6 protein-coding genes are annotated in these 15,058 nt (G+C 66.3%); 2 read left to right on the forward strand and 4 right to left on the reverse strand.

Going from position 1 to position 15,058, the window contains the following annotated elements; all coding sequences use genetic code 11:
* Positions 1-157: 157 nt before the first annotated feature.
* Together ACFCZ1_RS28200 and ACFCZ1_RS28205 are read left to right on the forward strand one after the other, a co-directional pair.
* A complete protein-coding gene (locus ACFCZ1_RS28200) occupies positions 158-472 on the forward strand; it encodes a barstar family protein (protein WP_376681071.1) in 315 nt (104 codons plus the stop codon).
* A gap of 351 nt (positions 473-823) precedes the next feature.
* Positions 824-1,168: a hypothetical protein gene (locus tag ACFCZ1_RS28205; protein ID WP_376681072.1), complete on the forward strand. Its 345-nt coding sequence runs from the start codon at positions 824-826 to the stop codon at positions 1,166-1,168.
* A gap of 89 nt (positions 1,169-1,257) precedes the next feature.
* Here ACFCZ1_RS28205 and ACFCZ1_RS28210 read toward each other — a convergent pair whose 3' ends face one another.
* The 4 genes from ACFCZ1_RS28210 to ACFCZ1_RS28225 form a co-directional block, all read right to left on the reverse strand.
* On the reverse strand, positions 1,258-8,178 hold the full coding sequence (locus ACFCZ1_RS28210) for a polymorphic toxin-type HINT domain-containing protein (protein ID WP_376681073.1): 6,921 nt from the start codon (positions 8,176-8,178) through the stop codon (positions 1,258-1,260).
* 123 nt (positions 8,179-8,301) lie between these two features.
* Positions 8,302-11,595 (reverse strand): LamG-like jellyroll fold domain-containing protein, encoded by a 3,294-nt coding sequence (locus tag ACFCZ1_RS28215; protein ID WP_376681074.1) that lies wholly within the window; start codon positions 11,593-11,595, stop codon positions 8,302-8,304.
* A gap of 1,317 nt (positions 11,596-12,912) precedes the next feature.
* Positions 12,913-13,467: a hypothetical protein gene (locus ACFCZ1_RS28220; RefSeq protein ID WP_376681075.1), complete on the reverse strand. Its 555-nt coding sequence runs from the start codon at positions 13,465-13,467 to the stop codon at positions 12,913-12,915.
* A 292-nt stretch (positions 13,468-13,759) separates the two neighbouring features.
* Positions 13,760-14,518 carry a hypothetical protein gene (locus ACFCZ1_RS28225; protein ID WP_376681076.1) on the reverse strand — a complete coding sequence of 253 codons (759 nt, stop codon included), beginning with the start codon at positions 14,516-14,518 and terminating at the stop codon, positions 13,760-13,762.
* Between the last annotated feature and the right edge of the window lie 540 nt (positions 14,519-15,058).

Below are 15,058 nucleotides of genomic sequence, written 5' to 3' on the forward strand. Positions count from 1 at the left end.
GGCGGCTGTACCCGCACCCACTCGCACCTGAGTGGTCTAGGGGTTGGTCAGTAGGTGGGGCAGAGATTGTCGGTCACGGTCCCGGCCGCGTCGCCGCTCGCGAAGGGCGTCTATTAGGCCACTGACTGGCGGGAGGAGGAGTGGCTATTCTGCTGTGATGGCCAAGAAGACGAACAAGACAGAGTCAGAGCTAGTGGTCGACCTGAGGGGACGACCGATTGAGACGCTCGATGCGTTCTGGGACGCGGTCACCGAGCCCTGTGGGCTGCCGGAGTGGTTCGGCCGGAACGTTGATGCGTGGCGGGACACCATCCAAACCCGAGGGATTTCGGAGATCGTCGACAGCTACGACGTCTTGGTGGTTCATGTGGACAAGCTGGGAATCTTCGCCGGGCGGAATCGTGAGACTCGGGACCTGCGCAGCGCATTTTCCGGGCGGAGGTCGCGACTGGTTGTGCACGAGCCATCCTGATCTCCGTGCCCAAGAGTAGAGCCGGAGAGGCAAAGATTGGGATTTGGCGTTCCGACTAGGGGGAATTGTTCCACGCCGCTCGGATGCGGCACTGACTGAGGTGTAGCGACCCGATACTGGCAGTCGCCTGAGCAGCCTTTCCTCGGCGCTGGTTGCTGAGGTTCGGTGCGAGGGTCAAGGTCTGTGGGGGCGAAGAAGCCGCCAATCAGGTGCGGGCGGAGCAGCGGGAAAGTCATGCTGAGGAGATCCCGAGATCCACACCACGTCTCGTGGCGCCGATGAGGGCCCCGCAGGTAAGCGCCGCACTGCGGCGGGCTGGCGTGGATCAACGGGAAGAGGGCGGAGCGGATCATGTGCGATCGCTGCATCCGCGGCAACACCAGCCGCAAGCGCCGCAGCCTGACGAAAGCGGAGACCAGGGCCGCGCCGTCACCGGAGCTGGTCGGACGAGACTTCACCGCCGCTGAGTCCGGCACCAAACTGGTCTCCGACATCACCTACCCCCTCGCCGACTGGTGGTATCTGGCCATGCTCCTGGACCTGGCGACACGCGAGGTGATCGGATACGAAATGGCCGACCACCACCATTGCCGAGCTCGTGGTCGGCGCATCGAGCACCCTGCCGGGGTGAAAGCATTCGAAGAACGGGGGGATTTTTCGGCGTGTCCAATGAGAAATCCCCCCGCCCACTCATGAAGAGTAAGTTACCTTCGTTGTGAATCCGGGTTTATGTAGAAGTTCTCTTTTCGATTAGGTCGGTGAAGGAAGGAGTGAACCTCTATGGCTCATCTCACCCTCACGAATGTCTTGTAGTGATCGCCGGTGAAATACACCTCCCCCTTTTTTCCGAATATCAGCCGCTCGGTCCCCCTGTTTACCCCGCCCGTAGGCCAGACATCTGATTCTCTATAGTAGCCCTCGGGCTTCTTGGGGAGAGATTTCTTGCTGTTTAGGAAAACACCCTTGGCGTGACCCTTTGCGCCACCGCTCATTACTCCCGGAGGGGTCTTCCCTGTTTTATCAAAGTAATTGATCACCTTGTTTACCTGCGCGCCAAGCGGAGTCAGGCAGGTATTTGCATTGTGAACGAGTACCGGTGTCTGCCCTGCCAGCACATAGTACGTGTGGAGGTCGTCGATGGTGAGGTTGTAAGTGCGGACGTTTTGATCGTAGGGCTTGTTGGCTGTGACGATGACGGTCTTGGACTCGTCGGTGAGGAGGCTGGTGCCGGGTGTGAGGTCTCCGGCGTTTACCCATTTGTTGGCGGAGGGGGACCAGAATGGGTGTTCGTAGGTGGCCGTGAGTTCTTGGATTCCATCATCGGTGGCGATGGATAGGGTGTTGAAGTGCTTGTCGTCTTCGGTGACGATTAGGCGGGTTACTTCGCGGTCGCCGGTTTCGCGTGTTTCAGGGTCGGTGGATTTGACTCGGTCGCCGACTATTACGTCTTCGATGTTTTTGGTGGTTCCATCGGCCATGAGGACTTTAGTCCCGGCGAGGAAGCAATTTCCGCAGCCGCCCTGAAAGAGTTTTGTGGTTGTGGTTCCGGCGGGGCTCCCACCATTAACGAGTTCTGCGGTCCCGCCGGGGCTTCGAGGGCCACCGTTTTCGTACGCGCCGTATTCTGTTGAGCGGATAAAATCTGCTCCGAAGAGGTAGTCGCGGACTGTTTCCGGGCAGGAGACCGCATTTGGGCCGATGCAGGTGCTTGCGGCTATCGCGATCGCGTCATTGGGCGACTGGTAGTTGCTGTTTCCCCTGTAAAGCTCAAGTGTTTTGCGGAGATGGTCGAGCCAGGTTGTGAATACCTTTTCGCCCATGTTCGTCTTGGCGAACGAAATGATGGTGGCTATTGTCGAATTGAAAGTATTCGTGGCGACGGCTGGTTTTTTGCCACAGTCGGGGTCGTTGCCGCATTCGTTGCCGCCGGTGGTGTTGCGGTCGCCGTCGTCATTGTCGGTGCCGTCGTTGTTGTAGTCCTGTTCGTAGCAGGAGTTTCCGTAGGCGCCGCAGGTTTCGCGTTCGCCGGTGGGGTCGGAGTATGTGGCTGGGTTGTTGTTGGCGTAGCTGTACCCGTTGAGTGACTGGTGGAGGTCGGTGCTCAGGAGCGGGTCGATGCTGAGGAACTGGCCGAGGGCGGGATCGTATTCGCGTGCGCCGATGTGGGTCAGGCCGGTGCTGGTGTCCTGGGGTTTGTCGAGGAATCGTTTGTCGTCGGGCCAGGTTGTGGTGGCGGGTCCGCGTGGGGCGCCGAAGGGGGTGGTGTAGCGCTTGGACACTGTCTGGGTGTCGTCCGCGGACACGCTGAGCGAGGAGGTGCCGTGTCCGTCGCCGGCGACGAAGGACAGCTTGGCGGTGCCGGATTCGTTGGTCAGGACGGCGACCTTGGTATCCGCGAGGCTGTAGGCGCGGGTGGCCCACTTCTTGGTGCCCTTGAGGTGGACTTCGTTCGGACCGGCGTAGAGGACGGTTTCGCCGGCCGCGTCGCGCCGGATGAGGAGCTGGCCGTCGGCGTCGTAGACGTAGTCGGTGGCGGCGGTGCCCTCAGTAGTCTTGGCCAGCTGGCCTTCCGGACTCCAGGCGAGGGTCTGGGAGGTGGTGCTGCCGGGGGTTTCGGCGCGCTTGGTGGTGTTGCCGGTGGTGTCGTATGTGTACTGGGGGGTGAGGCCGGTGCAGGTCGCGCCGGTGGTGGTGGCGGACAGGGCGTGCGGGCGGGCGGGGTCGTAGCAGTAGGTGCGGGTCTGCGGGGCGCCGGTGTTGGTCTTCTCCGTGGCCCGCTGTCCCGATGCGGTGTAGGTGTAGCTGTTCCAGTAGGGGGCTGCGCCGTCGAGGTTGGCGGCGGTGCGCCCGGTGGGGTTGCAGTCGGCGGTCTTCGGGGTCCAGGCCTCGGTCAGACGGCGCTGGCCGTCGTAGGCGAAGCACTGGTTGTCGGCCTTGGTGAACCCGCTCAGCGGGGCTGAGTCGAAGATCGACAGAACGTTGCCGGCCTGGTCGTACTTGTAGGTCAGCTCCTGAAGCATCCCGGTGTGGGTCTGGTCGTTGACCGTCGACTTCAGCAGCCGACGGGTGCCGTCTTCGTAGGTGTTGCCGATGAACGTCTTGCGGACTCCAGCCGCAGCGGAGCGGGCCAGGGTGACCTGGTCGACGTCGCCGAGCGGGGAGTACGCCACGTTCTGCACGTAGTCGGTCAGCCCCGTCAGCCCTGTGGGAAGGCCGAAGTCGTTGTAGTGGGTCGTGACGATTTCGGAGGGCAGGCCGCCGGCGGCGGCCGCGGAGATACTGCCGACGGTGTCGTCGAGCCGGTAGTTGACTGTGGAGTCGGTGGTGGTGGTGATGGCGCCAGAGGTGACGAGCGGGTCGTTGGCAGGAAGGGTGAGGCGGGTTGTCGTGGGCCGGCCCAAAGTGTCGTAGGCGGTGACGGACTGGGTGTAGGCCTTCCCGGCCAGGCCGCCCTCATAGCGGATGGCATCGGTACCGGCGCCCTTGCGGACGGTGTCGTACGTCCAGGCGGCCAGCTTGGTGGCGTCAGACTTCGGGGACTGCCACAGGCCGGTCTTGCGGCCGAGCTCGTCGTACGCAAATTCAAGGACCGTGTTGCGGGCGTCCTTGGTGGTTGCGACCTGGTCCAGGGCCGTATAGGTGAGGGTGGTTTTGCCCTTGTCGGGGTCGGTGGTGGTCACGGCCCGGCCGAAGAGGTCGTAGCCGTAATTCCACTTCGCGCTGTCGGGGCCGGTGATGGTCGACGCCTTGCCGTCGACGGTGTAGGTGTGCTTCACGCTGGTGTACGGCGTGCCCGGCGCGGTGCCCCCGTAGGCGGGGTCGGTGGGTGTGGTGCCGCCGTAGGTGCGGGTTTCTGTCGTCCGTCCGAGGGCATCGGTGATGGTGCGGCTCGCGGTGCCGCCTTGGACGGCGGTTGTGGCGACCGAGTCACCGGTGTAACTGGTGGTGGTGGTCTGCTTCTGCACCCCGTAGACGAGCAGCTTGCCGGTGGTGGCGCGGGCGGCGCCGTCATAGACGGTCTCGGTCTGGTGTGGGGTGCTGCCGTACTCGGCGCGGGCGTAGATGCCTTCCGGCGCCTTGTCCTTGTCCCAGATATCGGCGTACGACTCGTAGGCCAGACCTCGGGAGTCGTAGCGGGTGTCGGTCAGGATCCGGCCGCCATTGGGCGCCGGGGCCTGGGTCTGGACTGGACGCAGCAGTGCGTCGGCGATGGCGTAGCTCGTTTGGTAGTCACCGCCGGCCTGCAGGGTGGACACCGAGGTCCACGGCTGCTTGCCGCGTTCCAGCAGGTAGTTGTACTTGACGTTCGCGCTCTGGGACCGGGCGCGGTTGGGCAGCCAGGTGGCGGTGGCGCGGCCAAGTCCGTCGTAGGTGTTGTACGTCGAGCCCATGTTGGCGTCGATCGAGCGCACGGTGGCGCCGCGCAGATCCGCGTACGTGTACGTCTTGTGCTGCTGGCCGTTGGAGGCGAGCTTCGGTGCGGTCCTCACGGTGACCTGCAGCGGACCGGCCGCGGCGGGCGTGTAGCTGGTCGTGCTCGTATTGCCGGCCGTGTCGGTGAAGGTCAGAGGGCGGCCGAGCTTGGCCGTATCCGTGTCGAAGGTTGTCTTTCCGATGGTCTGCCAGCCGGCACTGCCCGCGGGGTTGCGGTCGGCGGTTCCGCTGGCCGCCGGGTACGCCTGGGCGCGACCGGTCCAGGTGGGCAGACCCAGGGTCGGGGACTGGTTGGCGGTCCAGGCGGTGGCGGTGGTGTCGTCGTAGACGGTGGCCGTATCGGACAGGACGTGACCGCGGGTCGCCGAGTTGGCGGGGAGGGTCAGTTTGTCGTCGGTGACGGAGCACTCGGCCGCCACAGTGCGGGTGCGGGAGGCCAGCCCCGTGATGCCCTTGGCGTCGTTGCGGGCGTACCAGGTACGCGTGCAGGTCTCGTCGCCGGTCTGGGCCGTGTCACCGGCCGCCGAGGACTGCGTCGCCATCCCGTAGATGTCGTCGTAGCTGGTGTCGGTCCGGGTGGTGCGCCAGGTGTTGGACGCGGTCAGGAAGGTGTGCCCGTATGTGATGCCAGCGCGGACGTAGTGCGCCTTGATGTTGGCGTAGGACTTCTGCTGGCTCGCGGTCTCCTTGCTCCAGGGGTCGGTCACCGACACGGAGACCGGGGTGGCTCCGTCGTAGGTGATCGCTTGGCGCTGGAACCCGCGGTATTGATCGTCGTCGTTGAGGTCCGGGATCGTCAGCCCCGTGACGGGGACGGCCGTGACCGTGGTGGTGCGGGTGGCGCCCCCGGCCTTGCGGGTATCGCCGTGCATGCCCTGCATGTAGACCTTGACGGTCTTGGAGCGGGTCTTGCCGACGGCTCCGGTATAGGCGGTGACCTTGCCGTAGCCGCGCCAGTCGGACCAGGTCCGCTCCTTCTCGGGGGTCAGCGGGTCGTCGTTGTGGTGCCAGCCGGGGTTTGCGTACTCGTAGGAGTACTCGAGCAGGTCGTTCTGGCCGGCCGGGTCGGCGATGGTGACGGCGGTGACGTTGTACTTGTGAAACCAGTCGAGCTTCGGGTCGCCGCCGTTGATCGGCCAGTAGACCGGGTAGCAGGACAGCGCGTTGTCATCCTCCGCGGCCGGCATCTTCGAACCGCGCACACACTCCGGGTTCGACAGCGTGACCGTGGTGATCGCACCAGCCTCGGAGGTGATCGTGTTGATGCGCGGACGGTTCAGCGGAAGGATGTTGTCCCCGTCCACGTCCACCCGGTTCGGGCGCATGTGGTAGGTGAAGTCCACGGGTGGGACCGTCACCGTCCCGCCGTTGTTGCCGGTGCGCTTAATGGATTTCAGGACCAGGCTCTGGTCGCTGGTGTCGCCGAGGTCGCCCGGATCCAGGTACTCCTGGGTCAGGTCGAAAGTGTCGATGAGCGCATAGTTGTCCGGCTCCAGAGCCGTGGACCACGCCTGGGTCTTCACGTTCGCCATGCGTTTGCGTGTGAAGAATGCCGGACCCGTGGACCTGCAGTCGGTCGCTGAGGCCTCGCAGATTGCCTCGAAGGGGACGTCGGGCCAGTTGTCCGAGGTGTCCTTCGTCAATGAGGTGCAGTTCGCGGCGAAGCAGCGCTCTTCGTAGCCGAAGGTGACCTTGTGGGACGCATTGGCTGTGAAGAGGGTGTCGGCGCGCTGGCCGTAGCGGATTTCGGAGAGGGTGCCGCCGCGGGTGTAGGCCGCGAGGCTGGTCTTGTCGCCGTTCTTGGCGTAACTGTTGGTTTCGGCTGCGTACCAGTAGGTGGCGGCGTTGCCGTGGACGTCCTGGACCAGGTCCAGGTTCCAGCGCCAGGCCTGGACTTCGGAACGGTCGGCGAAGGCCGTGCCCTTGCTGTAGCCGGGCTCGCCCGAGTCGTCACCGAAGACAGGGACGTTCCAGGTCGAATTGGTCCGCTCAGCGCTGGCGCCCGGGAGCTTGTTCAGACCGAAGGTGTAGGTGGTTCCGTCACCGGTGACGACCTTCCAGTACTCGCCGTCGGCGTCACCGTTGTCGGCGCCAGTGCCCCAGGTGACCTGGGAGGCGTCGTCGTTCTTCAGCCGCCATTTTCCGGTTGTGTCGTCCTTGACGAGTTCGCTGGACTTGCCGTTGAGGACGAGGGAGGCGTTCTCGTACTTCCAGCAGAGGTCGTGCTTGTCCGTCTGCCCGTCGTCGTCGCAGGAGCCGTACTTGCGCTCGATGTAGGAGGACGTCAGGTCGAAGCCCTCGCCGACCTGTGAGCCCTGGTTGTTGGTGTTGGCGGTCCGGCCGTCGATGCTGCCAGTGCTGTACGAGAACGAGAGGGACGGCGCGGGCCCGGCCGCGGCGGGCGGGACCGCCAGCGGGTAGGACCAGGTGAAAGCACCGGCGGAAGAGCCAGACTCCCAGCTGGAGGATGCCGAAAGCGGGGTCGCCGCGGAGTCACCGGCACCGTTGGGTGATGCGGTGCCTGTGGCCATGACTGCGAAGACGGCCGGGGCCTGGGTCGGAGCCTTCGCCTTGGCCGCGGATCCGGCAGGGAGTGCCGCGACGTCGGCCGTCACGGTGTGGTTCTTGATGCTGTTGGCCGAGGGCAGCGGGGTGGTCTTGCGGCACTCCGTTTTCTCGGGGGTGGTCAGTGCACAGGCGGGCAGGCTGACCAGGCCGAGGCGGGTGGACCAGCCGCCGCCGACGGCTGAGGCGAAGGAACCGTAGTCGACGGTTACCTGCGCCGGGCCGGCCGTAGGGGTGGTGGCGGTGAACAGCACGCCGGTGATGCCGGCCCGTTCTGCCGCCTTCTGGTCGAGGACGTTGACGGCGGACCTCCCCCCTGCGCTGTCCTGGGCCGTTGGAGGGCCAGCGAACGGCCCTGCGGACACGGCCGGGGAGAGCAGCAGGCTCTTGGGGCGCGCGGTGGGCCGTATGTCGACCAGCGGGCGGCCGCCCGCCCGCGCGGGCGGGCCGTCCACCGCCAGGGTGGCTGCCTTCGGCCACGTGGCCTTGGCCTCGCTGCGGGCCCGGTCCGCCTGTGCCTTGTTCTCGGCCTGATTCTTGGCAACCAGTTCCCGGGCGGCTTTGGCGCCCTTGGCGTTGACCGCCCGGACCTTGGCGTCCTTGTGCTTGGCGATTTTGGGGGCGCCGGGGAGGTCGGCGGCGACCGCGACGGGTGTGAGGGACCCTGGCACCGCGAGGGCCAGGGCCAGGGCGGCTGCCAAGGGCACCCGTCGGCGGAATCCTCCGCCTGGTGAACGGCTGGACATGAATACTCCAAGTGAAAACGGGTTAAGGAAGAGCCGTGGCCGCCCCTACGGGGAGGCCACGGCAAGCGGTGATGTGTTGGGGCGTCAGCTAACGGAGCCGAAGACGGTCTCCGAGACCTGCTGCTCGTCCTTCATCGCGCCGGACCACAGGCGCATGCCCTTGATCTCGCCGGGCAGGAAGTTGCCCCAGGCGCTGTTGGTGAAGCCCTTGCCGACAGCGAGTTCGCCGCTGCCGACGGTGGCCGTGTAGGCCTTGGGCTGGGCCTGGCCGACCGCGCCCACGTAGAGGGTGATCGTGCCGTCCTGGGCGTTGTGTACGCCGGTCACCTGGACGCCCGCGTTGAGGGCGGCCGGGAAGTCGCTGACCACCGAGGTGCCGGTGCCGTCGGCGGTGAGCCTGCCGAAGTGCCAGTTTCCTTCGACGGAGGTCACCATCTGGGTGGGGTCGTCTTCGGACGGCTCGGTCTTGGTACCGGTCTTCCGGAACCACAGGCCCCAGGAGGATCCGGTGGCGGTGCGCTGGCCGATGACCTGGGCCTTGTAGCCGTCCGGCTTGTCGATCAGGTGGGCATTGTCGAGTTTCGCCTCGGCCGTCACGGTGAACGAGCCGGTGTCATCGACGACCGGTCCCGCAGCGGTGGCGGCCTGGGTCGTGCCGTTGAGGTCGAGGGCGCCATCCTTGACGGGTGTACCGGTAGTGGGGGTCAGGGCGCGGCCGTTGCCTGAGGTGTCGGCGAAGGTGGTGCCTGCCGTTGAGAGATTCCAGGCTCCGGCCAGGTCCACGTAGGGCTTCCCTGCCGAGTCGCGGAGTGAGGCGTCCTGCTTGACGGCGGCGTCGCTGCGCTCGTCCTGCCAGACGTTGAGCTCGTCGATCCGGCCTGCGAGGTGGTTCACCCAGGTGCCGCGGGATTTGCTGGTGCCGATGCCCAGGCGCCCGGAGGAGGCGATGGGTGTGGTGACCGTCATCTCGCCCTGGAGCTGTCCGTTGACGTACAGCCGGGCCTTGTCGGTGGATTCGTTGTACGTGGCGGCGACGTGGGTCCAGACTCCGGCCTGCGCCGGGTTGAGTGCGGTGAGCTGCTTGATGGTCGTGTCGCCCTCCGCTGTGTCTTCCGTGGCCATCTGCATGGTCCACGGCTGACCGGCGGGGGCCGTGATGGCAACGCCGCTCATGTTCTGGCCGGCCTGTCCCATCATCGAGTAGGGGGCGTCGGTCCGGTCGAGGCGTACCCAGCCGGCGACGGTGAAGGAGGCTCGGGTGTCGATGACCGGCTTGGAGGTGACCGCGTACTGGCCGCCGCCCGTCAGCTGGAGTGAGCGGTCCTCGTGCGGGGTGGGCGTCTGCACCCAGCCCCGGCGGCCGTTCTCGGGACGCTGGGTTCCGGCGGAAAGGTCCGCGTTGTCCCGCAGGGCCGGGTCGGTGGTCGAGGTGTCGAGTGCCTGGCCGGAGGCCTCGTCGAAGTTCCAGGAGGCGACAGGGTCGGGGCCCTCCTTGACCACGAAGTCGACGATGTTCGTCGCGCCCCATCGGCCCAGTGAGTCCTTGGCCTTCACGCTCAGACGCATGGTCCCGGACAGGGGCGGGGTGATGGAGACCGTCGGCTTCGCACCGGAGATCTCGGTCCAGGCGGTGTCTGTGGCCAGCTTGTACTGGTAGGCCGTGTTGGTGTCACCGCTGCCAGGGCCGAAGGTGAAACTTCCGGCCGTGCCAGGCTTCCCGGCCGCCACGCACGCGGTGCTGGTGCACGAACTGTACGGACTGCCGAAGGTGATCACCGGGGCCTTCGGGGCGCTGGCGTCCACTTTGAAGTAGCAGTCTGCGCTGGGGGCACTGTCTCGTACCTGTCCGGCCGCGAACGACTTCGTCCAGCTCCGGAAGCGGTAGAGGGCACCCTCCGTCAAGGTGGCGGGAGGTTCGCTGGGGACCTTGACGTTGTCCCCCACGTAGCCCGAGCTCGGCCGCTCGATGAAGGCGGCGTCGCCCGAGTTCGCCTTGACTGGGACCCAGCTGGACTGGCCGATGCCGCCGACGATGACAGTTTCCCGCTTCTCGGTCTGCGTGGCGATCCGCAGCGAGGCGCCGTCCTCGCCTCCCCACACGGTCTCGGTGATCGCGGTCATGGCCGGCGTCGGGTCCGAGACGATCGACGGCTTGACCGGGTCGTTCGAGCAGATCTCGCCGCTGCCCGCGACCAGGCCCACGTAGATCGGCGTGTTGGGCTTGCCGATGTAGTCGACCGACAGGACGGCGTCGTTGCGGAAACGTTTCCACGCTGCCGTGTCCGACTCGTTCTCCGCGCGTAGTTCCAGGTTCAGCCGGTTGTACGTGCCGTTGGCGAAGTCACGGACGGTGGGTGTGAGATTCTCGTCCGGTTCGTCGGGAAGGTTGTCGGAGAATTCGACCGGAGCAGCCGGCGAGTTCGGGTCGCAGGCAGATCCCCGGCCGGCCGAGAGCCAGCGGTCTCCCATGAGGTCGGCGTAGTTCGGCTTGTTGCCCCAGTTCGTCGACGGGGACATTTCGCCGTCCATGCGGACCAGCCACACGTTGCGCGTATCGCACTGGAAGGCCCACGGCTCCGTGATCCGGAAGCGGGCGCTCAGAACCTCCTTGCCGACGAGCTTGCTCGGCGAGAACTCGAAGTACAGACGCTGCACGTAGCCCGGACCGCAGTAGTAGCCGTTCCAGGAACCGCACTTGCCCATGCCCTTGCCCAGGCCGTCGTCCCCGTTGTCCCAGTTCCAGAAAGAGACGCCGTCATTCCGCAGCGCGGTGTGCTCCGTACCGTCGTCAAGGGCTACGGAGGGGTCGATGTAGAGCGGGAAGGCCGTCGGGTCGCTCTGCTTGAGGAGGGTCGCGTCCGGAACGACGGCCAATGAGTCTGCGTCGACATGGACAGCCATCTGCGCAACCTGCGAACCGATGGCCGGCCCGTCTGCCGGCTCCGCCGCCGGCTCACTGCCGACAGGGGGCGCCGGCAGCACGCCGCCCTCGGACTTGGCCGCGGCAACCTTCTCCTTCGGGGACAGGGCGAGCGGCGCGGGCGCGCCCTTTGAGTCCCACATCAGTGCCGGGGGCGCCTTGAAGACCCGGTTGCCATTGGCGTCGGTAGCGGCCAGGCCACCGTCCTTGCTCGTGTTGAGCCGGATGTCCTTCGCCTTGAGGTCGAACTCGACGCGCTGGAGCTTCGGGTTCTTCGCAGCCTCGGGAGTCTTCACCACGAGAACCTCGCGGAAGCCCTTCAACGTAGCCGTCATCCGCAGATCCACCCCGGGCAGCACCTCCGCGTACACGGCGCTGTCCCCGTCGAGTACCGGCTTCGGCAGCGCGCCGGCCTGCCAGTCCAGCGACATGGAACGCCCGCCATGGTCGATGGTCACCAGATTTGCTGCGTCACCACCACCGGAAAAGCTGACTCCGGCAACGGCAGCCTTCGGGCCCACGGTGCCATCGCTCCGGACCTCAAGCGTGGTATCAGGTGTGACCCAGCCACCACCCTTGCCCTTGACCCGTACGGGAACGGCGGACTGGTCAAGCCGGAATGACTTGCCATCCGGATTCGCGTACGTGGTGGTGGACTCAGTCCGCTCACCTTGCACCTCGACAGGCTTACCGGACTTGGCTGCCTCGCTGAGTGCCTTCTCGCTCTCGCTCACCGGCAGCGTGTCAGCAACGGCCATTGTCGGCGTGTACGCCGACGCAACACCCATCACGATTGCCAGACCGAGCGTGGTCGCAACGGCATGACAGAGCCGCCGACCATCAAATACAGACATATTCCCCCACTATTATTTAACGCAGGGGTCTCCCCACCCCCACGCCAAGCTACCAATCAGCTGTGACAGTTGCGGCGACTTTTAACCACGGCACGGGGCAACGATTTGCCGCATGCGCAGTTAGAGGAAACGCGCGCCCTCGCACCGTTCAGAGTTCAACAAGACGAGTGACGTCAGGCGGCGCACGTGCGCCAGCTGACCCGCCGTACGGCTGCCGCGAATGCTGCGGATCGTGCACGGGGTTTGGTGCAGCCCTGCCGAATGGTCAACTCGCCAGGTGGATAACGGCTCTGACCCGGGGAGAAACTGTCGGCCCAGTCGCCACAGGGTGAGAGTAGAGCACTCGTTCAGGACAGTGAAGCCGGGGTGATCAAGCGCATCCCCCGGGCGGCTGGGTGCGAGCGGCAAGAGAGAAGAACATGCAGAAGGCCTGGCGTCCGCTTCGGGTCCGGCTCTGGCGGCCCGGGTCCGCCCCGGTTTCGGCCCGGGTCCCCGGTGCCGCACAGGCTCCGGGAGCTGCTTCTGCACTCGCTGCGGCGCCTGCCCTGCGGAATGTCGGCGGGACACGACATCCTGGAAGCAGTCGCGGCACCTGCTGTCAGTGGTTGGCATCACTGACGTGTCTGGCAGGAGCCACAGGTCACCGCAGGCCTGAGGGTGTTTCAGGCAGGCTGCGCTGCGCAGTTTCACCGATCCGGGACATCTGTTCCACGACAACGACATCGACCGTTGGGTGTGGTTGTTTCCAGAGTCAATCCATGGTCAGCTTTGAAGCATCGCGGGGATGTATATCCGCGAGCGAAGGGTTGTCCGGATCCCGCGGAGCGGGGACGTCTTCCGTCGCGGAGTGTGGGTAGGTGGTGGGCAGGTCCGGCTCCGCCGGAACTGCCCCTATACGGCCCGTCAGGGTGAAGTGGCTGGTCAGGTGGTTGGCGCCTTGAGGCCGTTTGCTTTCATGCAGGCGTCGTCGATGCCGATGAGACTGATTTTTGTGCCGGCTGCGCCCTCGACGCCTTCCCAGTATTCGACGACGAGTCGCCAGCCGCGTTGTTCGAAGCCGTCTTTGGCGTTGAATGTTTCGCCGGTGGTCTTGTTTTTGCGTTCCTCGCGCTTCTGGGCTGGTGTCCAGCCGCGCTTGCGCAATTCGCGCAGCACTGTTTCGTAGCGTGCCATGTCGACCTTGGTGGTCTCGTCTGCGAATCCCGCGAAGGCGGCACCGCATGTTAGCCGCGAGTCCGCGGGTGCCTCTGCGTACCCGCGGGCGTATTCCGGTGCGTTGTCCGGTACGCCGGCGGCAGTGGCTGCGTCGGCGAGGTCTGTGATGACGAAGGCCTTCGGGAGGGGCCCGGTGCCTTCGGGCCGGGGTGCGACCGGTACTGAGGCGTTGTCTGTGGTGCTGGCGGTGTTCGTGCCGCAGCTTGTGGCTCCGAGCCCGATGACCGTTACGGCTATGGCGGCCCACTTTGTCTTGCGCATGTCTTGTCCCCTCCCAGGTCACAGGGGGCGTGTGCCTCCGTGATCACTCCAGGAGTGTGTCACGGCGTACGGACCACCACGCTCTTGATTTCTTTCGCTGGATGGGCTCTCTCCCCGGTGCGGTGGCCCTCACCGGCCACGGGGCCCCACCGTGGGCCGCAGCTGTGGCGGGCGCCCGTACCAACCTGCCGTGCGGCTGAGCTCCCCCCTTCCCGTTCCTGCTCTCCTGCTTTCGCCCCCGCCCCGGGGCCTGGGGCGCCCGGCGTCCCCCTTCCCAGGTGTGCCAAGGGGGTCAGGGTGCGAAGTACCAGCAGTACAGTCGCTGCCGAAGACCCGCTGTCGTGTGAGCCAGGTCCGCGAGCTCCGTCAACGTCTCGACCGCCGTTTCGACGGGAAGGTGTTCGCCCCGGCCTGCCGCGAGCGCGGCCCATGCGGCCGCGGCCTCGACGAGTCGGCGCCGGTTCGCCTGCGCCAGCGCCTCGCACAGCCCGTCGGGGACCTCGAACACGGTGGAACCGCGGTTCTTCGTCGGCGTGAGGGACCGCAGCTCCGAGGCCGCCTCCCCGGTGAGGAGGAACTCCCAGTCCCCCACAGCCTCGCCGGGATCGAAGCCCGTGCACTCCAGCGCGGGAAACTCCTGCCCTCGTGGCGGCCCCGCTTCGGCGGCCAGGTCGTCCGGGGCCGCGAAGAACTCGACGGCCACGGGAACGTCCTGGCCGGGCCCGGCCACATGCCCGGCATCTGGCCCGTTCCCCCTTTCCGTTTGGTCCTCACTGGGCAGCTCACGGTCCAGCCTGCCGGCTCGGACCAGAGCGGCAACGGCGCCCGGGGTGACGACGGCCGCGGCCTGGAGCATGTAGACCACCGCAGGCGAGGGCCCGTCGTGGCCGATTGGCACCGCGACCTGGGCGCCGTACGCGCCGGCGACCAGGACGAGGAAGACCGACGCTCCGAGGATGCCCGTGTTCCAGGCCCTGCGCGCGACCGTATTGCGCGGCAGCGTCGCGATCGCCCACCACACCCAGCCGATCACCAGGATTCCCGCCAGCATGCGACCACCCCCGGAATCTCCCTACCCGTTTTAAGGAGCCGTCCCCCTCGGAACGCCCTCGGTCGTGCGATGGGCCGGAACCCGCTGCCGCCCGCGCGACGTCGAATCCCCGGCCACACGGCAGTTCGTCGCCGAGGTGCGTCAGCACAGCCGTACGGCCACCATGTGGTCGGAGGTCGGAGGTCGGAGGTCGGAGGTCGGACCGGAGTCGGGGACGGTGGCCGTGGCGCCGACCGGCGCTCACTGAGGTCGCTGCTGCTGCGGTCCTGGACCTGGAGGCGAAGCCGGAAGGACACGAGCGAGGGAGCGAAGCCACCCGCCAACAAGCCGAAATTCCGGACCCCATGAAACGGGGTCACCTCCCGTGCGAAGCACGGGACATCCAGGCCCGGCGAAGCCAGGGCCACTCGGGTGAAGCGAAGCGGAACCCGAGCAGTCCGAAGCAAAGCGGAGGACTCCGGCCCGAAGGGCCGACCCTAGCCCGGCAAAGCCGGGCCCGCCGAGCGCAGCGAGGCAGTCCCATGGCTCCGGAGCGAAGCG

It is taken from the genome of Streptomyces sp. NPDC056224, assembly GCF_042267665.1.
Classification (GTDB): Bacteria; Actinomycetota; Actinomycetes; order Streptomycetales; family Streptomycetaceae; genus Streptomyces.

Bases quoted from the DNA above. Each gene is read 5' to 3' on its own strand.
- ACFCZ1_RS28220 (WP_376681075.1), bottom strand. From the start codon at position 13,467: ATGCGCAAGACAAAGTGGGCCGCCATAGCCGTAACGGTCATCGGGCTC.
- ACFCZ1_RS28205 (WP_376681072.1), top strand. From the start codon at position 824: ATGTGCGATCGCTGCATCCGCGGCAACACCAGCCGCAAGCGCCGCAGC.
- ACFCZ1_RS28225 (WP_376681076.1), bottom strand. From the start codon at position 14,518: ATGCTGGCGGGAATCCTGGTGATCGGCTGGGTGTGGTGGGCGATCGCG.
- ACFCZ1_RS28200 (WP_376681071.1), top strand. From the start codon at position 158: ATGGCCAAGAAGACGAACAAGACAGAGTCAGAGCTAGTGGTCGACCTG.